Genomic DNA, 21,123 nt, shown 5'->3' with positions numbered 1-21,123 from the left:
GCTCCCATGCGTTAGAGGGCGGCGGTCAAAGTCTCCAAGCGCGCGGGAACATGCTTATGCCACGGGGTGCCGGCATACTCGTCACGCCAGGCAGAGGACGTCAGCACGTTCGGTGCCACACCCGGCACGTGCGTTTCACCGGACTCATCGGTGTAGTCGAGGCCGAATCCGTTCGGGAGTGAGGCATGACCTGCCTGCATCATGTCGCTGATCTCGACGGTGGCCTCCGCACTACCCGCCGCCGTGGAGATGCGCACCCGGTCACCGTCGGCTATGCCGAGCTGTTGGGCATCCTCCATGCTTATCCGCAGTGCACCCTGTTGATCACGTTTACGCCAGGACGGATTACGCAGGATGTCGTTGGCGGTGTACGCCCGTCGCTCGCCCGCCGACAGCACAATCGGAAACTCCGGGGTCGTCAGCTGCGCCGGCCGCGTGGCCAATCCTCTTATTTCGTCCAGCATTTCAGGGATCGCGAGAGCAATCTTGTGATCCGCATGCGTGATCAGCGCGAAGTCGTCTTCGTACTCGTGAACGGTGAAGGTCACGCCTGATGGGCTCTTCAATATGGCATCGAAGAGCGCGTTGCCGTCCGAGTGGCCCGCCCGTGCCACCGCCTGCGGATACGTCATCATCGCCTTCTGCGCCAGGCCCCACAGCGCGGCGGCACCCTCCAGCCCCTTGGGCAGGGTCGGGCCGAGGGTTTCATACAGGACGTACGGAGCCAGCGGTCCGAGTGCCGGGTTGGCCAGCACCGCGAAGAACGCCTGGAGGTAGGCATCCCGACCTTGTGCGGCAGCGTCACGCAGCGGCTGCAGGTCGGCATCGTCGACCACTCCCAATGCCCGGACCAATCGCGCCCAGATCTCCGGCTCGGGCAGGGTTCCGGGCTCCGGCTCCAGCAGCGGGTGTCGCAGCTGAAAAGTGTTGTGCGGGAACTCCAGGTTGAAGAATGTTGCTTCCACCTTCTCGAACTGGGTGGCTGCGGGCAGCACATAATGAGCGAGGCGGGCCGTTTCGGTCATCGCCACGTCGACGACTACGAGCAGCTCCAAGGCCTGGAAGGCCTCCTTGCATCGGGCCGAATCCGCAAGGGAATGCGCGGGATTGCTGCTCTCGACAACCATCGCACGGAACCGGTCGGGGTGATCGGTGAGGATCTCGTCGGGAATGACGTTGGAGGGCACCAGGCCCCCGATGATGCGGGCCCCGGTCACCGGGGTGTTGCCGAAGAACCCACCCATGAGCGGCGCCATCCACGAGTGCAGATGTTGGCCACCGCGTTTGGCGAAGCTTCCGGTGAGGATCCACAGCATCTTGTTGAGATAGGAACTCAGCGTGCTGTTGGGCGCCTGCTGAATCCCCAGGTCTTCGAAGACCGCCACGCTCTCAGCTGCGGCTACCCGGCGCGCCGCCGAGCGAATGAGGTCCGCCGCAACACCGCAGCGCTGCGCATAGTCGTCGATCGGTACCGCACGCAAGGCATCCCGAACCTCCTCGGTGCCGGTGACATGCGCAGCGAGAAAGGCTTCGTCACAGAGATTTTCCTGCACCAGTACCGCGGCCAGTGCCGCGAGGCACCAGGCGTCGGCGCCGGGGCGCACCCGCAGGTGGAAGTCCGCCATCTTGGCGGTGTCGGTGATGACCGGGTCGATGACGATCATCGAGCGTTGCGGATCCTTGGCGATCTCGTTGAGCACCACCCGCGCCCGTGGGAAGCTCTGCGACATCCATGGGTTCTTGCCAACAAAGACCGACACCTCGGCGTGCTCGAACTCACCGCGGGTATGTCCGCCGTACAAGTTCTTGTCGATCCAGGCCTCGCCCGTCTTCTCCTGTGCCAGCGCGTTAGAGCGGTATTTGGATCCGATGGCCTTCAGAAAGGCGCCGCTATAGGCCCCGCCCAGGTGATTGCCCTGACCGCCGCCGCCGTAATAGAAGATCTTGTCTCCGCCATAGCTGTCACGGATGTGCTTGAAGCCCTCGGCGATCTCGACGATGGCTGTATCCCAATCGATTTCCTCATAGGTGCCGTCGGATCGACGGCGCATCGGCGAGGTCAGCCGATTGGCATTGTTCTGGTAATGATCCAGGCGCAATGCCTTGTTGCAGGTGTATCCCTTGCTTGCCGGGTGGTCCTTGTCGCCGCGAATCTTGGCAAGTGTGCGCCCTTCGGTCTGCACCACGATGCCGCAGTTGCACTCACACAGGATGCAGGCAGTGGGTAACCAATTGGTGGTGTTCATGACAAAGCCTCCTCGATCAGCGTGCGTAATTGCTTATGCACCACATCGATTGGTGTGATGTCGTGAGTGGATCGCGCAACGATGATCGCCCCCTCCAGGGAGGTTGTCATCAGCATGGCCAGCTCGTCGGCCCGCTCGCGGGGGACTCCGGCAGCGGCCAGCTTGTCGGCGATGAGGCCGATCCAACGCTGGAAGACCGCTGCGGAGTGTTCGATGAGCTTCCGATTACTGGCAGGGCTCTCTGGATCGCCGGCCTCCACCGCGACTGCCACGACGGGACATCCTGCCCGGAAATCGCTGCGCACCAATTGCTTCCGATAGGACGCGACGAGTCTGTCCAGAGCCTCCACGCCTGACGGTGTGGCGTCGATCATCCCGGCGATGTACTCCCCGGCCAGATCCACTGCTTCACCAAGCAACTGGGTGCGACCACCGGGAAAGTAGTGATACGCCGAGCCGCGCGGCGCCCCGCTGTGTTCCAGCACATCGGAGATGGCCGTCGCATGTGCCCCGCGCTCACGAATCAGCAGCGCGGCCGAGGCGACCATTCGTTCACGCGGGGTGCTCAATCGTCGTCCTTCCCGAGGCGCACAGGGCTATGTATGCTGCTCTACATAATCGGCTATCGACACGGAGAAGTCAATGTCTGAGTACGAAACCCTGAGCATCCGTCGCGACGGATATGTCCTGGTCATCGGCCTGAACCGACCGGCCAAGCGGAACGCGTTCGATAAGACCATGCTCCAGGAGTTGTCTCGGGCATTCGGCGAATTCGAGGCAGATGCGGAGCTAAGGGCCGCCGTCCTGTACGGCGAGGGCACGATGTTCACCGCCGGTCTGGACCTGGCGAGTGTGGCCGCCGAGATTCAAAGCGGGGCCTCCTTGACACCCGAGGGCGGGATAAATCCATGGCAGGTCGACGGGACGCAACTATCCAAGCCACTGGTTGTCGCGGTGCATGGCAAGGTCCTCACGCTGGGCATCGAGCTCGCGCTCGCCGGCGATATCGTGATCGCGGATGAGACCGCGACATTCGCACAGCTCGAAATCAATCGAGGGATATACCCGTTCGGCGGTGCCACGATTCGTTTCCCGCGGGCCGCTGGCTGGGGTAACGCGATGCGATGGATGTTGACAGCGGACACCTTCGACGCCGCCGAGGCTCACCGGATCGGAATCGTGCAGGAGGTCGTTGCTGCCGGCGAGCATGTCGATAAGGCGATCGCCATCGCCCAGACGATCTCACGACAGGCACCGCTGGGTGTGCAGGCAACCCTGCGCAACGCCCGCTCGGCGATACGCGAGGGCGAAGCAGCTGCCGAGACGCAGCTGGTGCCCACCATCCGGGAGCTCTTCACCACCGAGGACGCGGCGCTGGGCGTGCAGGCCTTCCTGACCCGAACCACCGCCGAGTTCGTGGGCCGCTGAAGATCCACCGATCAGCGGGCGTTGACGGCCTTTCGCACGTCACCGAGCTCCCCGATGGGCACCGTGCGTGTCGAGGCGACCGGCCGCACTCCCGGGCCGTCGGGCTTGGACACCATGACCACGCTGTCGATGTAGGGCTGGATGGTGGTCGTGTTCTGCACGGTCGCAACGATCACCAGCTGGAACCCGAACTTTCGGAACGCCGACAGCGCCTGCTGCGCGAACTGCGGATCGGACTTCGAGAATGCTTCATCGAGCATCAGCTGCGCGAAGACCGGCCGGTTGTCCCCGGTTTCGGGGTTGGCCAGGTTGAAGCTCAGCGCGCCGGCAAGGCAGAAAGCCATCAGCTTCTCTTGTTCCCCACCGGAATTCGCGCCCGCATTGCTGTAGGTGCGAATCGCCTCGCCGGTGGCGGCGTCGCGCTCCTCGCAGTACAACACGAAGCGGTTACGCACATCCAACGCGTCACGAGTCCATTGCCTGGCCTCGGGAGTCTCCGCCGCCAGTAGGTTCCGCAGCTGCAGGATGTCCTGGTACTGGTCGTGGATTGCCTTTTCGTCTCCCATCGAGACCGCAACAGCGCGCCCTGAAATCCGCCGTGCTCGCTCGTTGAGTTCGCCCACCGCCTCGAGTGCCTTGGGCTCGGCACGCAAGGTCAACCGCGTTCCCCTGTTGAACTCCACCGAGCCCAAACCACTGTTGACCCGGTCGATCTGGTCGGTAATGCGGTGTGCCTCCTCCTCAGCGAGCTGATGCAACCGCAGGACTGCGGTAGGTGCCTGCTCGGTGATGAGTCGCAGCATTTGTTCGTAGGCGGCAGGTAGGTCACGCTCGTCGATCCGGCGGCACAACGCGACGTAATCGTGGATCTTCTCGTCGAAGTTCTCGCTGTCGTTGGGAATCGAGTCCGGGAAGTCCCGGTCGTAGGCGTTGAGAATTCGGTTCAGCTCGTTGCGTGAACGGGTGACGCTTTCCCGCAGCACCGACTGATCCTTCTCGATCTGACGCCACAGCTCCAGCCGGTAGGTGTCCGGCTCCAGCACATCCAGGCTTGACGACAGCTGCGGAACGTAGGCCTCGATACCAGATCGGGTATGCCCGCCCACCTCACGCGGGTTCAAGTTGTCCAACAGATCCAGCAGTCTGGTACGGCGCGAATCATGTTCGGATTCTTGCCTTCTCAACGCACCAATACGTTCGGAGAGTTTCTTGATCTCATCGAGATAGGAATCGGCCTGCTGCTGCAGACCGGTCAGATCGGGGTTCGCCTCCAGCATCGCGTCGTACTGGTCCTGAAGCCGTGCCACGGCGGCTTCGGCCGAATCGGTGTCGATCTGGCTCCAGTACTCGTACTGGCTGTGCAGCTTGGACCACCGCACCACCTCTGAGCGCAGTTCTTCACGCTTGGTGTCCATCTCACCGATGAACTTCTCGGCGTCACCAACGGCCTGCTGCGCCTCGACCACATCATCGGAGAGCGCGGCCCGCTTGTCGCCTGCGTTGCCCTGATAGATGTACTGGGAGGCACGCAGTTCGCGCCGGTCATCCTTGACCGCGCGCCGGTCGCCGTCCTTGCGCAGGCCCTGATCGGTGACGGCTCGTCGGTGCTTGCTGAACTCGTCGGGTGTGTCGACCAGTATGTAATCGCCCACACCCGCAATCAGGTTCATGGCAGCGCTGGCGCATTCGTGATTGGGGTTGGTCAGCCGCAGGCAGTCGGCGAGGGTGCCCGGCTCGGCGCGCCGCGGAGCACCGGAGGGGATCACCCGCTCCATCTGCAGGTAACCGCGCATCGGGTTCTCGTTGACGTATCGCAGCACCTGCCGGTGGTGCTGGTCGGGCACCAGCAGGCACAGACCGGTAGAGCGCAGCACCTTCTCCACCGACCTGCGCCACCGTTCCTGGCCTGGACGCAGATCCATCAATTCGCAGACGTAAGGCAGCTCTTTGGCGGTAAGCCCCAGCGCTGCTGCTATTTCTCCGCGCATGCGGTCCTCGTCGGGAGGCACGGACGTGCCGACATGTTCGACACGCTTGAGCTCGGAGGAAGCGGCCCGTAGCTGATCTCGCGCCGTCGACAACGCGCCGGCCGCCATCACATAGGCGTCATGGCCGGCTTCGAGTTCCGCATTGATCCGGGTGACTGCGCGCAGGCTCTCGACCCGCATGGCTTCGAATTCCTCAGCGGATTCGATGTCTTCGTCGTGCCCAAGGTCCCACAGGGCGCTGTCGTAGGCGGTGCGACGGCGCGACACCTCCTCGGCCCGGGCCCGGGCATGAGCGAGCTCGCTCTTGAGCGGGGCGAGATTACTGTCGGCGGCAGCGATCCGGCCGAGCAGCTTGTCCCGCTCGCCGGTGAGAATGTCCTGGCGCGACTGGATTTCGTCACATTCACCGCCAAGACGGGTGATCTCGGTGTCCAACAGATCGATCTCCGGGCCTGCCAGCGCCAGCCGCTGCTGATCCACGTAGTCGCGGACGGTGTGGTGATCCACCACGTCGACGGTGGCCAACTGTGCCGCATCGCTGGCGTACGTCTGCTGAATCTGTTCGATATCGCCCAGCGTCTGACGCTGGCGCTGCGCGACCGCCAGCGCGGCGCGCGCGTCCACCAACGGGGTGATCTGCCCTAGGGCCTCGGAGATCGCGGCCATAGACTCGGGCTCGTCGAGCATGTACTCGCGCACAAACTGCTCCAGGCCACCAACACTTTTGAGTGACTTGGCCTTACCCAAAAGCTGCTGGGCCGCCGAGGAACCTTGGATGCCAACGGCGGCGTAGAGCTGTTCCAAGTACCAGCGTTCGCTCTTGTGCCCACGCCAGCCCGCACCGTCGAAGACCGCAGCCGAATATCCCTTACTCGCCCAGGCATTGCACAGGTCACGGATGTCGGCGTCGGCGTCAATCAGGTAGTAGCGGCTCGAGGAGTCCGAATCTGACCCCGGTGCAAGCCATTTGAGCACGAGGCCGGTGATCACACGACCATCGGTGCCTGAATAGGTGACCGCGATCGCCGACCATGCCGCACCCTTGCCGCGCAGGAACATCTGCGTTGGCCGCTCCCCCGGGTTCTTGAGCTCACCCCACAGACCGCGCACGTACTTGTCGACCGTGCGCTTGCCCATGCTTGAGCCGGCGGCGGTGCTATCGCTTGACGCGTTGAAGTTACGGCGGTTCGAGGACAGAAACGCCAGCGAAATCGCGTCCAGCAGAGAGGATTTACCGCTTCCAGAAGAGCCGGTGATCAGAGTGCCTCGGCGGCTGAACTCGATGGTGTGGTACCCGTCGAAGACACCCCAGTTGATGACCTGCAGTCGGGACAGCCAGAACTGCTGGGTGGCCGAATCGCCCGGCCTGCCGGTCAGGCCGTCATTCATCGTCATCGGTATCGCCATCTTCTTCGTCGTCGGTGGAGTCTTCCGGGGCCGCACCCCCACGCTGCAGCTGCTCGTATTGGCGTTGCAGTGCCTCGATCATCTGCGCGGACATCAGCGCGTTGATGACGGGACTGATGGTGTAGCTGTGCTCGTCGTCGCGAGTGCGTTGCAGGATCTCGGCCTTCGACAGGCGTTTGATGGCCTCGTCGACGCGGTCACGCAGCATCGCCTCATCGCGGTCGATGTCGTGGCTGACATTGGCGAAGAGCTCGTGGATATCGTCTCGGCTGACCAGCACCTGCTCGTCGTGCGCGGTCCTTGCGATCTTGGCCAGGTGCAGCGCAACGATCGAGGCATACGTGCCCAAGGGTTCGCGGCGCAACACCCGCGCGCCATACGCGCTGGGGTTCTCCAAGGGAGCCGGTTCGGCGTAGGCGACCTCGAGATCATCGAAAACCCGCAGCCGTAGATCCAATTCGGACAGACGTGAGGCCAGCACCTTGCGGTGCTCCATCATCGAAGCCCACAGCTCCGGCTGGCCGTCCTTGCTCAGATAGCGCCGGGCCACCAGGTTCTGCAACGCCCAGCACGCCTTGTCGGTCAGGTCGCTGGTGTCGCCGTCGAACCGTGGTCCCTTGACGGTTCTGGGCGCCGATGCATCCGGCTCGACACCGGGCAGATCGTCAAAGTTGATGTTTCCCAAAGGCGTTGTCGTCACAGTGTCGCCCCCTCCTCATCGAGGGTTGCCAACACCGGTTCACGGAACATCAACTGAGGTACCTCCATCACCCGGTCCTGTCCATCAAGGGACCGGAACTTCACCTTCACCGACTCGCGATCAAGGGTGTTGTCCTGCTTGAGGGCCAGCGACCACAACACGATCACGTCACCCAGATACGGTGCGTCCACATGAGAAATCATGTCGGGCAGGGAAACTGGGCCACCGGCAACAGCACTGTTCACCGTCTCGGCCAGTGCGGCCATGTCCACCTGGGTCGCCAATGCCGAGAATCCACTCAAGTCCAAGGGGCCCGATGGCGCTTCCTGGGCCAGCACCGGCGGCGCGGTGTCCTTGATGGTGAACGAGAGGGCACCGATGGAAGCCGCCGCGGAGCGGCCGAACGGTAGTTCGGCGTCAATCGGGGAATCTGCCGTGGACACCTTGAGCAGCGCGTGCCCAGCGGCCAGAGCGTCGTTGAGCTGCCGCGCACGGCCACGTGCCTGCTCTGTGGTGCCTGCGGCGAAGAATCGCCGGATACGTTGCGCACAGCGCTGCTCGATGCGGGAAACTTCCGCGATCTGCTGGGAAACCAGCTTGAAGAAGTTCTTCATGACGTCACGCAAACCCGGGTCCAACTCAGGTAATCCCTCAGCGACACAGGCGATATCACTGCGGAGGGCGGCACGTTGGTCAGGGTCCTGGATGGTGCGGGTGAAGGCGGCGTACGAGGCTCGTTCGCGGGAGTCGAACAGGGCGTCGTAGTCGGCGAACATCCGTCGTGCACGGTCGCGGAACCCGGAATCGGAGTCCTCCGCCGCGTCGATGAGCCCGGCCGTGATCTCGTTCTGCATGCTGCCGTAGCGCACGATGTCGGTGATCACCTGCTCCATCTGATAGGCGATGGCACGGGTTTCGTCCTCGAGATCGACGATGTCCGGCTCGGGACGGTATCCGTCGTCGATCGCGTGCAAGTAGGTCTGCAACTCGGCGATCTGAGCCTCGATATCGGCACGCAGGCGCGATGGGTCGCCGTCCAGTTGGGTCGCGACCCGCTTGAGGCCCGCGGCGATGCCCGCGATGGACCCACCGGTGGCGACGCTGTCGGCACGACGCAGGCGGCGGACGAAGGCCAGCGCACTGCGCGCGTCCTCGGTCAACGAGCAGACATTCTCGGCGTCGGGACCGGCGCCATCCGACGCACGATGCAACCAGCCGTCACTTGCCCAGCTCTTGATGAGGGCGAGTCCGGACTGCTCCCCGAGGCCGACTGCGTGAAGATCCCGGTCCAATTTGGCCACCAGCTGGGGTTCGGAAACCTTCGCGCTGCGGTCCAGGTGACGCTCCATGAGCGTGATGTAGGGCGCCAGATTCTTAGCGGCCAGCAGCCTGACCGCGCGGGATTTCTGTACGTCGTCGTTGTGCGCGAACAGCTCTTCGATCGTCAGGTCAGTCATCGCACACCTCCATCACATTGCTAGCGCTTGTCCCCTGGCCCCGTAGCTGTCGTAGCCACCGGCCCGGAAAACCTACCGGGCCGACGAGGGCGTGGCGAATGGGCTCGCTGACGTGGGACAAATGAGGCAAATGAGTTAGCTGAGATCTCCGTGAACGCCCAGGGAACCGTCCAGGTACTGGCGGCGACAGGCCCGTCGCGCCAGCTTTCCGCTGGTGGTGCGCGGGATGGCTCCCGCCGGGAGCAGACGCACGTCACAGAGCTCCAGGCCGTACTGGCTGCGGACCGCCGCACGAACCGCGTCGGTGGCTTCCTGCGGGTCGGCCTTGGCGGTACGCGAGGCACGCTCGGCGACGATCACCAGGCCGTCATCGACGGTGAACGCGGTGACATATCCGCGGCGCACGACGGGCGAAGCGTCCGCGACGGCTGCCTCGACGTCCTGCGGGTAATAGGACCGGCCATCGATGGTGATGTGGTCGACCATGCGGCCGGTGACGTACAACTCACCGTCGAGATAGAAACCCATGTCGCCGGTGCGCAACCAGTCGCCGTCGGTATTAGATTTGCCAGCATGACTTTTCGCTAGCGTCTGACCGAGCCGGGCGTGGAATGTCCTCGCAGTGTCCTGCGGACGACCCCAGTAGCCGCGGCCAACATTGTTGCCCTGCAACCAGATTTCGCCGATATGACCGTCCGGAAGCTCGTTACTTGTCTCTGGATCGACGATCACGCCCCACAGACTGCGGGCAAGTTGGCCACAGGACACGTGGACAGTGGTGTTGGGCGCATCGGGAGGGGTCGATACCGCGCGGCCCTCGGCGAGCTGCGCACGGTCCAGGTACACGACGGAGGGTTCGGCATCCGGCGCAATGTTGGAAATGAACAGGACCGCCTCGGCAATCCCGTAAGAGGGCTTGAAGGCGGTCGACGGTAATCCGAAGGGCGTAAAGGCCTTTTCAAAGGTACGGATGGCATCGATGCTGACCGGCTCGGACCCGATGACCATCACCACCTTGGCCAGGTCGATGTCCGCACCGCCCTTTGGGACACCGCGCTGTGCGGTGTACTCGTAGGCGAAGTTGGGGGCGGCGGTGATGACGCGGCCCTCCTTGCAGCCGTCGGAGAGCGCCTTGATCCAGCGTTGCGGCCGACGGATGAAGGCCGTCGGCGACATGAGAGTGGAGTGGCCACCATAGACCGTCGGAAAGCCGATCATGGATAGGCCCATGTCATGGTAGAGCGGTAACCAGCTGCAGCCGTGCGTGTTTCGATCCAGCAGGTCGATCGACAGGATCATCTGCGTCAGATTGACACCGACGGCGCGGTGCGTGATTTCCACGCCGACCGGAGGTCGGGTCGCACCCGAGGTGTACTGCAGATGCGAGATGTCGTCATCCACTAAATGCACGTACTCGAAGGTCTCGCCCGCTTCATCGGGGATCTCGTCGATGACGAGGATGCGAGTGTCCTGTTCTTTGAGGAAGTCTTCGACAACCGTGCGTGCGCTGGAGGTCGTCAGGACCACCGTGGGCCTGCAGTCCGTGAGGGCGGTATCCAGACGCTCGGCGTGGCCGGGCAACTCGGGAGCGAAGAGCGGCACCGCGATGGCGCCGGCCTTGATCGCCGAGAAGAATCCGACGACATAGTCCAGACCCTGTGGAGCCAGAATGGCGACCCGATCACCACGTTCGATGTGGCGTTGCAGCGTCGCGGCTACCGCGTTCAGACGCACCCCGAGCTGCGACCACGTGAGCTCGATACGGGTGCCGTCCTCGGAGGTGGTGAAGTCCAGATAGCGATAGGCGACGGTGTCCCCGACGTTCCTGATGTTGCGCTCGATGAGGGATATCAGCGTGGTGCCGGGCGGCAGTTCGACGTTTCCGTCGGCATTCAGACAATCGTCGATATCAAGCAAACCGTCAGCGCGAACCACGATTTCAAGTCTACGGGCGGCCACAAATGGCATCGAAGTGACCGGTTGTGCCCCAAATCGCTCTCGAGTCCATCATGATCAGATACACCACCTCGCCAGACGGAGTAGGGCGAGACGAGGAGGGGAGTCGAAAATTCATGACGGCGATGTGGATGGTTCGCGGAGGCGGTGGCCGACTGTACGACATCTTCCGGGAGCGCGGTGTCGTCGGGATCGGATGGCGCGAAATCGCTGCTAAAGCAAAACCAGGAGCGACCAGAAAGGAGCTGATAGAGGCATATCGGGAAGCAGTTCCCGGACTGAAGGACTCATCGGCCGTCTCGGGGGCTTCCCAGGTGTACCGATTTGTCAACGAAGTACACGATGCCGATCTTGTCGTCACGTACTCCCCAACCAGCCGCACCTACCTGGTTGGCACCTTCACGGGTACGTCCGAATATCACCCCGAATGGGAGGACGACAATCTGCTGCTCGCCAGGAAAGTTGACTGGTGTCCACGCGAGGTCAGCCGAGACAGCTTGACTCCGTCCACCCGCAACAGTCTCGGTTCGGTACTCACCGTGTTTAGGTTGCCAGATGCGGCACGTAATGAACTCGCTGCTCTCGCCCGGAACGAAGCAGTGGTAATTTCACCGCCCGACGATGCCGACGAAGACCAGGCCGATCCGCTGACGAACCTCGAAAGCATCGAGGCCGAGGCATTCGAGCGAATCAAGGACCGAGTGCGGGGTCTGAGCTGGATCGACATGCAGGAACTCGTCGCCGGTGTGCTTCGTGCGATGGGGTACAAGACACAGGTCTCACCGCCAGGTTCCGATCGCGGTCGTGACATCCTCGCCTCCCCCGATGGTTTCGGATTTGCGCAGCCGCGTATCACCGTCGAGGTCAAGCATCGCAGCGAGAAGATCGGCAGCGACCAAGTACGCAGCTTCCTGGGCGGACGCCACGCAGGCGATCGGGGTTTGTACGTCAGCACCGGCGGATTCACCAACGAAGCCCGCTATGAAGCAGACCGCGCGAATGTGCCGCTCATGCTATGGACACTCGATGAAGTCACGCGAGCGCTGCTCGATAACTATGCCGATGCCGATCTGGCAACACGACGGCTTCTCCCCCTACGAACATTTCATGTGCCCGCATGAGCTGACACTCGGTGTTCGATGCCGCTTGTCGGTGGGCTGGTCTATACAGTCCTGTTCAGCTTCAGACGACGAGAGGCAAGTAGGTACCACCGGTGATCACTGGCGATTTGAAGAGCAAGGTAGACCGCATTTGGGACACGTTCTGGTCTGGCGGTATCTCCAACCCGCTTGAGGTGATCGAGCAGATCACCTATCTGCTGTTCATCCGGCGCCTTGACGACCTGGAGACTCTGGCCGAGAGAAAATCGGCCAGAGGCGGAAAGACCGAGGAGCTTCGATTCAGGGCCGACCAGCAGGACCTGCGGTGGTCGCGGTTCAAGCAACTCGAAGCCGATCAGATGTTCGCGGCGGTTTCTGAGCAGGCGTTCCCGTTCCTGCGCACCCTTGGCGGCGACGGGTCAACCTATTCCGAGCACATGCGCGATGCCCGTTTCACCATCCCCACCGCCGCCCTGCTGGTGAAGGTCGTCGACATGCTCGCCGACATCCCGATGGACAATCGGGACACCAATGGCGACCTGTATGAGTACCTGCTGGGCAAGATCGCCAGTGCCGGCGTTAACGGGCAGTTCCGCACCCCGCGGCACATCATCGAGCTGATGGTGAAGATGATGGCGCCCAAGCCAGATGACGAGATCTGCGACCCAGCCTCAGGCACCGCTGGGTTCTTGGTCGAGGCAGCACGCTACGTGCGCGAGACCCATCCGTCGGTGCTCACCGATGCGGCACAGCGGAAACACTTCCACGCCAGCATGTTCCACGGATATGACTTCGATTCGACCATGTTGCGCATCGGCAGCATGAACATGCTGATGCACGGTATCGAATCTCCCGACATTCGCTACCGAGACTCGTTGTCCGAGGGGGCCAGCGAGGACGCCGAGAAGTACACACTGATCCTGGCCAATCCCCCGTTCGCCGGATCGCTCGACTACGAGGCGACGTCCAAGGACTTGCAGCGGGTGGTAAAGACTAAGAAGACCGAGTTGCTTTTCGTGGCACTGTTTTTGAAGCTGCTCAAGCCAGGCGGTCGGGCAGCGGTAATCGTGCCCGACGGGGTGCTGTTCGGATCCTCAAAGGCACATAAAGAACTTCGACGGATTCTCGTGGAAGATCAGAAGCTCGACGGCATCGTGAAACTACCATCGGGCGTGTTCAAGCCGTACGCCGGAGTGTCGACAGCGATTCTGCTCTTCACGAAGACCAACTCCGGTGGCACCGATAACGTGTGGTTCTACGACGTGTGCGCCGACGGATTCTCCTTGGACGACAAGCGCAATCCTATTGAGGCTAACGATCTTCCCGATGCGTTGCAGCGGTGGGCTTTACGGGATAGGTCTGAGTTAGAGCGGGCGCGGACCGAACAGTCGTTCTGTGTACCGAAAGACGATATCGTCACACAGGGATATGACCTGTCGTTAAACCGGTACAAGGAGATCGTGCACGACGAGATCGAGCACCGACCACCATCGGAGATCATCGCTGAGATCGAGAAACTGGAGCGCGAGATTGCTTCGGGGCTAGCCAAGTTCAAGGCGATGCTGTCATGAGAATGGTCGCGCTAGGCGAGATCGCCGCTCTTAGTGCAGGCGGTACACCCTCACGCTCAATCACCGAATACTTCGGCCCCGGCAACCCATGGCTGTCGATAACCGATATGGACGACAAGACCGTATGCAAGACAAGGGAATCACTAACAAATGCAGGACTGCAGAATAGTGCAGCGAAGATCGTTCCGGAAGGAACCATCATGCTGGCCATGTACGGCGCATCCATCGGCAAATTGGCCATCGCAGGCGTACCAATGTGTAGCTCTCAAGCGATCGCCGCTATCCAACCAGACTCAGCAACACTGGATCGCCGCTATCTTTTCCATTTCCTCCTTGCACAACGTCCAGCGTTACGCGCACGGGGACGAGGCGGAGCACAGCCAAACATCAGCCAATCCGACCTCAGGTCGTGGCCGATTCCTCTCCCGCCCCTCGACGAACAGCGCCGCTTAGCTGCGATCCTCGACCACGCAGACACCCTCCGCACCAAGCGCCACAGAGTCATTGACCGCCTGGACCGTTTGTCCGAGTCAGTCTTCACCATGTTGTTCGACACTAATGCAGCTTCGGCCGTGCACACTCTTGACGATGTAGCCACGGTGACATCGGGCATCACGAAAGGACGAAGAACCTCTCAACAAACATCTCCTACTCCGTACTTGGCGGTCGCGAACGTCCAAGCCGGACATCTCAAACTGGACGTGGTGAAAGAGATTGCCGCGACGTCCGATGAAATCGAACGGTACCGGCTTCAGGACGGAGATCTTGTACTCACCGAGGGAGGGGACCCAGACAAACTCGGACGTGGGACAGTCTGGCGGAACGAACTTCCAGTGTGCCTTCACCAGAATCACATTTTCCGCGTACGCATTCACAAAGAGACTGGGCTTCACTCAAACTACCTAACCGCATTCATCGCTAGCCTTCCTGCGCGCTCATATTTTCTAAAGGCCGCAAAACAGACAACCGGCATCGCCTCAATCAATATGACACAGCTGAAAGCATTGCCGGTGTACGTTCCAACTCTACGTGACCAGGACAAATACCTCGATTTGATGCGTGTTAGCGACCAGCAACGCACCTCTGCAGTCGCGAGCGCAAAAGCTTTCGACGCCCTCTTCACCTCCCTCCAGTCCCGCGCGTTCCGGGGTGAGCTCCAAAGCCCTTCGCTGTGATCGATTTCGAAACCACCGGAGTCGTCCCGGAACGCACCGATCGTGTCGTCGAAGTAGGCATCGTTCTGGTCGATGACTGGGGCCAAATTAAGGATGAGTGGACCACCCTCGTCAACCCACGTCGCGGTGTCGGGGCTTCGCACATCCACGGGATTACCGCATCCAACGTCCTGGATGCACCCGAGTTCGCCGAGATCAGCGATCACATCCTGGCCATGCTCTCGGGCCAGGATGTGATCGCGACGTTCAGCTCAGCCAGGCTCACCTCCGGTGGCATCACCAAGTCGACCCGGCTCGTGGTGGCCGCCGACCCTGACTCACTGAGCGGCAAGGCCACCAAAGCCCGCAGCTACGGCATCCCGGTAGTGGCCGAGGCCGCCTTCGAACGAATGTTTTCCCAGTTCAGCGGGTCCGTTTCGGTATGAAGTTGATAAGATCAAGCGAGCATTCAATCGGGTTATCAGAAGCAGCTGTTTAGTACTATCAATCACCCAACAATGTCACACAAGTGCCAGTAGAGTGACATTGTGGACCTGGCAATGTTCCTAAACGAGAGTTCTGGATCGCTGGTCGACATCGAGGGCGCCGATCCGCTGTCCGGTCACTGGCGACATAAAGCCTTCGTGCCCACACCGTTGCCCATGTCGATGCCAAGCCTGACCACTCCCACCATTTTGGCGGTTGCCGCTGCGCGAGCCGCGCTGGCCGCGCTCGACAGCACGGCTACTCAGCTTCCCGACCCCACGCTCCTACGACTGCCTACGCTACGCCGGGAAGCACAGAGCACATCGGCGCTCGAGGGAACATACGCGCCGCTCACCGAGGTGCTTACCGCCGATGACGAGGACGCGAGCTCGGCAGAACTGACCGAGATCCTCAATTACGTGCGCATGGCCAACCATGGATTTCAATGGGTCGGCGACGGTCGGCCCGTCTCGGCGGCGCTATTGGAGGATCTCCAGGGAATCCTGATGCGCGGCACTCCCCTCATCGCTGCATCTGGTCGAATACGGGACACCCAGGTGGTGATCGGCCGACGAACCGACGCCACACCGGACACACTGCCGGTACACGCCGCCCGCTTCATCCCACCACCTCCTGGCGATCACCTGACCAACGGAATCCGGGATCTTGTGACATGGATGCGCCAGGACCACAGCGCATCGATCGACCCCGTTGTCGCCACGGCCATGTCGCACTACCAGCTGGAAACGCTGCACCCATTTCGCGACGGAAACGGGCGGCTGGGCCGACTTCTGATCGTCCTGCACCTGCACACCCAGCGCGTGCTAAGCGAACCAACGATGACAGTCTCTCCATGGTTCGAGGCTCGCCGCGCCGAGTACTACGACCATCTCCTGGCAGTAAGTACCGCCGGCGATTGGGACGGATTCATCCGCTTCTTCGCCAACGGACTCACCGCAGCCGCCAGTTCCACTCGCGCCCAAATGATCGCGCTTGTCAAAGTTCAGAACGAACTCAAAGACGTCATCCGAGCATCGACGCTACGGGCGGACAGCGCGCACGCATTGGTGGACGTCGCCGTCGCGAACCCGTCCTTCACCGTTCGCAATGTCGAAGCGAGACTGGGGCTCTCGTACGGCCGCGCCAACAAGCTAATCGGACAGCTGATAGAACTTGGCGTTCTCGACGTCGTCGATCCGGATGCGTACAAACGGCGATTCTTCGCACCATGCGTCATGAACATACTCACCAAGGGGGAACACCGTTGACCAACTTCACCTTCCTCGGCGCCGCCGACTGGCCTGACATCCATAGTGATTGCGCGCGCGCCGAAAGCTATCTGACCACCGATCCCCGATCGTCCTGCATCTATGCACGTCGGGCCGTTGAACAGTTGACCGCCCGGCTCTACGATGTGCTCGCTCTCGCGCGCCCCTACCAGGACGACCTGTCAGCCCGCATCAACGACGCCGCGTTCAAGGCGCGGATCGGCACACCAATCTCGCACAAGCTCAATCTGATTCGTCGTGCCGGAAACTCCGCCGTACATGACCAACGCCCCATCGCACCGCAGATAGCGCTCGGGGTATTACGCGAACTGCACCACGTGATGGTGTGGGCGGTGTTCCACCACTCGGCGTACCCCAAGGCCGCGCCGCTCAACGCGACCTTCGACCCCGCGGCCGCCGCCAATGCCGCTCCCCTGAGCCGTCAGGAGGTGGCCGAGCTCACCCAGAAATTCGAGGCGCAGGACGCGGCACTGGCCAAGCAACGCGGCGAAAAGGAAGAACTGGCAGCCGAACTCGCCGAACTCCGCGAGCAGGTCAAGGCGGCTCAGGCCGCAAACCAGCAGGCCGACGTTCGCGACTACTCCGAAGCCGAGACCCGCGACACCTTCATCGACCTCCTCCTCAACGAGGCCGGTTGGCCACTGGAGGAAGATCGCGACCGCGAACATCTGGTCACCGGAATGCCCGATGGCATCGGCTATGTCGACTACGTGCTGTGGGGTGGCAACGGCTTACCGATGGGAATCGTGGAGGCCAAACGCACTTCCAAGAGCCCATTGGCAGGGCAACAGCAGGCCAAGCTGTACGCAGACTGCCTAGAAAAGATTACCGGCCAACGACCGGTAATCTTCTACACCAATGGTTTTGAACATTGGCTGTGGGATGACGCCGTGGGTTACGCACCCAGGGAAGTCCAGGGCTTCTACACGCCCGACGAGTTGGAGCTGATGGTTCAGCGCCGCCAGACTCGGCGCTCGCTCGAAGAGGCTCCCATCGACACCGAGATCGCTGGCCGTCACTACCAGCAGCGCGCCATTCGCGCTATCGATGACGTCTTCACCAAAAGGAATCGTGAGGCGCTATTGGTCATGGCCACCGGAGCCGGCAAGACCCGCACAACCGTGGCTCTCGTCAAACAGCTCATGGAAGCCGGCTGGGTAAAGCGGGTGCTGTTCCTCGCCGATCGGAATGCACTGGTAATCCAGGCAATCAACGCCTTCAAGAGACATCTGCCCAATTCCAATCCGGTAAACTTGATCACCGAGAAGGACACCGAAGGCCGTGCCTACGGGTGCACGTACCCGTCGATTATGAACCTCATCAACGACACATCCTCGGGAACCAGGAAGTTCGGTCCGGGCTACTTCGATCTCGTGGTCATCGACGAGGCGCACCGTTCCGTGTATCAGAAATATCGGGCCATCTTCGACTGGTTCGACTCACTACTCGTCGGATTGACGGCCACCCCTAAGGACGAGGTGGATCACAACACCTACCGTCTCTTTCATCTGGAAGACGGCGTGCCCACCGACGCCTACGGCCTCGACGAGGCGGTCGATGAAGGATTCCTCGTTCCGCCCGCGGGGATTTCGGTGGGCACGAAGTTCCTTCGCAACGGCATCCGCTATCAGGACCTCACCGAGGACGAAAAGGATGAATGGGATGCGCTGGACTGGGGCGACGACTCCGACCCGCCCGATGGCGTAGATGCGGAGCAACTGAACCGCTTTCTGTTCAACGCCGACACTGTCGACAAGGTACTCGCCGAGCTGATGCTGAATGGGCACAAAATCGCCGACGGTGACCGCCTGGGCAAGACGATCATTTTCGCCAAAAATCAGGCGCACGCGGAGTTCATCGCCCAGCGATTCGACATCCAATACCCCGAGCACGGAGGCGAATTCGCGCGCGTAATCACCCACAGCGTCGTACAGGCGCAGGATCTCATCGACAAGTTCTCCGTCCCGGAGAAGGCTCCGCACATTGCCATCTCAGTGGACATGCTCGATACCGGTATCGATGTCCCGGAGGTCGTCAATCTGGTGTTCTTCAAACTCATCCGGTCAAGGAGCAAGTTCTGGCAGATGATCGGGCGAGGAACGCGACTGCGCCCCGATCTGTTCGGCCCGGGCCAGGACAAGAAAAACTTCTACGTGTTCGACTTCTGCCGCAACCTCGAATTCTTCAGCCAGGATCTGCCGGGAGTCGAAGGGGTTCTACAGAAGTCGCTCAATCAACGTCTGTTCGAGACGCGCCTAGGACTGATCACCGCGCTGGAACCCGGCGAAGGACCCGAGCCCGAGCCTGGGACAGGAACCGAATCCGAGCGCGCACTCCGCGCCGACACCGCGCGGCAGCTGCACAAAATCGTGTCCGGGATGAACCTCGACAACTTCCTGATCCGCCCGCACCGAAAGGCAGTCGAGGAGTACGGAAAGTGGCCATCGTGGACTACGATATCCGTCGAGAAGGCAAGCTATGTCGCTGAGCATCTCGCTGCGCTGCCCTCCACTGAGAAGGACGACGACGAAGAGGCCAAACGCTTTGATCTGCTGATCCTGCGCCGACAACTCGCCCAGCTCGAAGGCGATGCACTCGCGGCAGAACGTATACGCGAGAAAGTTCAGGACATCGCGTCCGCTCTGCTAGGCAAAACCAGCATCCCGTCCGTCGCCAAGGAACAGGCGCTGCTCGACGACGTGGCAGGCGATCAATGGTGGGTGGACGTCACGCTGCCGATGCTGGAATTGGCCCGCCGCCGCCTGCGCGATCTGGTGACGTTCCTAGACAAGGCCAAGAAGAACGCGGTGTACACGGACTTTCAGGACGAGCTGGGCGAGGCAACACTGGTTGATCTGCCCGGCATCACGCCAGGGACTAACTGGTCCCGATTCGAGGCCAAGGCCCGAGCGCACCTGAAGGCGAAACTCGATCACGTAGCAGTACAACGGCTTCGGCGAAACAAACAACTCACCCCTGACGATTTGGTGTCACTGGAACAGATACTCATCGACAGCGGAGCGGGCACGCCCGACGACATCGCCGCAGCCAAGGAACGCTCACACGGCCTCGGATTGTTCATACGCTCGCTGGTCGGGCTGGAACGTGAAGCTGTCATCGGAGCGTTCGGTAAGTATCTGGACGGCACGCTGTTCACCGTTGAGCAGATCCGGTTCGTCAACCTCATCGTCAACGAACTCACTGAAGCCGGTGTGATGGAAGCGGCGAGACTATATGAGTCGCCGTTCAGCGACTACGCGCCCACAGGCCCAGAGACAGTGTTTCCCCACGATGACGTCGAAAACATCATCAACATCCTCAAGACGGTGAAGAACCGCGCGATGCCGGTCAGCGAGACGGCATGAACACCCCGTTGTGCGGGCGGAGGGACTCGAACCCCCACGTTCTTTCGAACACGGGGACCTAAACCCCGCGCGCCTACCAATTTCGCCACGCCCGCAGAGCTTCGATATTACCTGGTGAGTGTCGGACTCCTCACCGCGCGTCTCGACGAGTTCATCGGACCGAAGCGCTGACCAGGGGCGTTGGCATCCGCCCCCACCTCACGCGGTACCGTCAGGAGGTGTCCACTACACGGCGTCGGAGACCGGCACTCATCGTGCTGGTCGGCGTCAGTGCGCTCGCGTTCCTGGGCCTGGCCTACTGGCAGTTCCAGCGTTTCGAGTCGGTGACCGGCGATGGCCAGAACCTCGGCTATGCCCTGCAGTGGCCGCTTTTCGCGGCGTTCGTGATTTGGGCTTATCGCCGCTTCGTGCAGTACGAGGACGAGGGCCCGCCCCTGCCGCCCAGCGACCGGGTGACCGAAATACCGGAGGGCCTGCTTCCCGAGCGCCCTGCCGCGGCGAAGCCGGACCCCGCCGACCGCACATTGACCGACTACAACGCCTACCTCGCCGCCCTGGCCGAAGAAGATAGGAAGCCTGCCCCGTGACCGAACCCGAAGCCACATCCGAGACGCCCGCCGTGACCACGCCGGTCGAGAAAATCCGCGGTGCGCTGTGGCGCTACCGGATCCTGGCGTGGACCACCGGCGTGTGGCTGATCGCCCTCTGCTGGGAGATGTGGCTCAAATACATTGAGCACGTGCCGCATCCGCCGAGCTGGATCGGGATCGTGCACGGGTGGATCTACTTCGTGTACCTGATCTTCACCACCGATCTGGCCATCAAGGTGCGTTGGCCGTGGCCACGTACCGCCGGCACGCTGCTCGCGGGCACGATCCCGCTACTCGGTTTCATCGTCGAGCATTACCGCACCAAGCAGGTCAAGGAGCAGTTCGGCATCTAGCCGAAAGAAATCTCCAATGTCAGGAATACTGAC

The 21,123-nt window shown here is 61.8% G+C and carries 15 protein-coding genes and 1 tRNA gene; 9 read left to right on the top strand and 7 right to left on the bottom strand.

What is annotated here, in order from left to right:
* Positions 1-11: 11 nt before the first annotated feature.
* Together MSTE_RS07295 and MSTE_RS07290 are read right to left on the bottom strand one after the other, a co-directional pair.
* On the bottom strand, positions 12-2,246 hold the full coding sequence (locus MSTE_RS07295) for a molybdopterin-dependent oxidoreductase (protein ID WP_096500093.1): 2,235 nt from the start codon (positions 2,244-2,246) through the stop codon (positions 12-14).
* Entirely contained in the window at positions 2,243-2,815 is a 573-nt protein-coding gene (locus MSTE_RS07290; RefSeq protein ID WP_096500091.1) for a TetR/AcrR family transcriptional regulator, read from the bottom strand. Before MSTE_RS07290 ends, MSTE_RS07295 begins: the two co-directional genes overlap by 4 nt.
* Before the next feature lie 73 nt (positions 2,816-2,888).
* Between MSTE_RS07290 and MSTE_RS07285 the strand changes: the two genes are divergently transcribed.
* Positions 2,889-3,674, top strand: a complete 786-nt coding sequence (locus MSTE_RS07285) for a crotonase/enoyl-CoA hydratase family protein (RefSeq protein WP_096500089.1) — start codon at positions 2,889-2,891, stop codon at positions 3,672-3,674.
* A gap of 11 nt (positions 3,675-3,685) precedes the next feature.
* Here the strand turns inward: MSTE_RS07285 and MSTE_RS07280 are convergent, their stop codons facing one another.
* The 4 genes from MSTE_RS07280 to MSTE_RS07265 form a co-directional block, all read right to left on the bottom strand.
* Positions 3,686-7,051, bottom strand: a complete 3,366-nt coding sequence (locus tag MSTE_RS07280) for an ATP-binding protein (RefSeq protein WP_096500087.1) — start codon at positions 7,049-7,051, stop codon at positions 3,686-3,688.
* Entirely contained in the window at positions 7,044-7,769 is a 726-nt protein-coding gene (locus MSTE_RS07275; RefSeq protein WP_046253006.1) for a DUF4194 domain-containing protein, read from the bottom strand. Before MSTE_RS07275 ends, MSTE_RS07280 begins: the two co-directional genes overlap by 8 nt.
* Positions 7,766-9,226: a DUF3375 domain-containing protein gene (locus MSTE_RS07270; RefSeq protein WP_096500085.1), complete on the bottom strand. Its 1,461-nt coding sequence runs from the start codon at positions 9,224-9,226 to the stop codon at positions 7,766-7,768. Before MSTE_RS07270 ends, MSTE_RS07275 begins: the two co-directional genes overlap by 4 nt.
* Before the next feature lie 135 nt (positions 9,227-9,361).
* A complete protein-coding gene (locus MSTE_RS07265; protein WP_167455681.1) occupies positions 9,362-11,194 on the bottom strand; it encodes a fatty acyl-AMP ligase in 1,833 nt (610 codons plus the stop codon).
* Positions 11,195-11,298: 104 nt separating this feature from the next.
* On the opposite strand from MSTE_RS07265, the gene MSTE_RS07260 reads away from it, so the two are divergent.
* From MSTE_RS07260 to MSTE_RS07235, 6 genes are all read left to right on the top strand, one after another.
* On the top strand, positions 11,299-12,303 hold the full coding sequence (locus MSTE_RS07260) for a restriction endonuclease (RefSeq protein WP_096500081.1): 1,005 nt from the start codon (positions 11,299-11,301) through the stop codon (positions 12,301-12,303).
* Between the two features lie 92 nt (positions 12,304-12,395).
* A complete protein-coding gene (locus tag MSTE_RS07255) occupies positions 12,396-13,853 on the top strand; it encodes a type I restriction-modification system subunit M (RefSeq protein ID WP_096500079.1) in 1,458 nt (485 codons plus the stop codon).
* The gene (locus tag MSTE_RS07250; RefSeq protein WP_157997651.1) at positions 13,850-15,028 is read left to right on the top strand and encodes a restriction endonuclease subunit S; all 1,179 of its coding nucleotides are present in this window, start codon (positions 13,850-13,852) and stop codon (positions 15,026-15,028) included. Before MSTE_RS07255 ends, MSTE_RS07250 begins: the two co-directional genes overlap by 4 nt.
* On the top strand, positions 15,025-15,453 hold the full coding sequence (locus MSTE_RS07245; protein ID WP_096500075.1) for a 3'-5' exonuclease: 429 nt from the start codon (positions 15,025-15,027) through the stop codon (positions 15,451-15,453). The genes MSTE_RS07250 and MSTE_RS07245 overlap by 4 nt, the downstream gene beginning before the upstream one ends.
* A 102-nt stretch (positions 15,454-15,555) precedes the next feature.
* Positions 15,556-16,761 carry a Fic family protein gene (locus MSTE_RS07240; RefSeq protein ID WP_193442059.1) on the top strand — a complete coding sequence of 402 codons (1,206 nt, stop codon included), beginning with the start codon at positions 15,556-15,558 and terminating at the stop codon, positions 16,759-16,761.
* Positions 16,722-20,147, top strand: coding sequence for a DEAD/DEAH box helicase family protein (locus MSTE_RS07235; RefSeq protein ID WP_231897020.1), 3,426 nt, complete (start codon positions 16,722-16,724; stop codon positions 20,145-20,147). Before MSTE_RS07240 ends, MSTE_RS07235 begins: the two co-directional genes overlap by 40 nt.
* A gap of 11 nt (positions 20,148-20,158) precedes the next feature.
* On the opposite strand, the gene MSTE_RS07230 is transcribed toward MSTE_RS07235, so the two are convergent.
* A tRNA-Leu gene (locus MSTE_RS07230) sits at positions 20,159-20,242 on the bottom strand.
* 123 nt (positions 20,243-20,365) lie between these two features.
* On the opposite strand from MSTE_RS07230, the gene MSTE_RS07225 reads away from it, so the two are divergent.
* Positions 20,366-20,734 carry a hypothetical protein gene (locus MSTE_RS07225; protein WP_167455680.1) on the top strand — a complete coding sequence of 123 codons (369 nt, stop codon included), beginning with the start codon at positions 20,366-20,368 and terminating at the stop codon, positions 20,732-20,734.
* Positions 20,731-21,090 (top strand): DUF3817 domain-containing protein, encoded by a 360-nt coding sequence (locus MSTE_RS07220; RefSeq protein WP_096500069.1) that lies wholly within the window; start codon positions 20,731-20,733, stop codon positions 21,088-21,090. The genes MSTE_RS07225 and MSTE_RS07220 overlap by 4 nt, the downstream gene beginning before the upstream one ends.
* Positions 21,091-21,123 lie beyond the last annotated feature (33 nt).

The organism is [Mycobacterium] stephanolepidis (assembly GCF_002356335.1).
Classification (GTDB): domain Bacteria; phylum Actinomycetota; class Actinomycetes; order Mycobacteriales; family Mycobacteriaceae; genus Mycobacterium; species Mycobacterium stephanolepidis.
The sequence above is the reverse complement of the archived record's forward strand: the minus strand, read 5'-3'. Positions and strand labels throughout refer to the sequence as shown.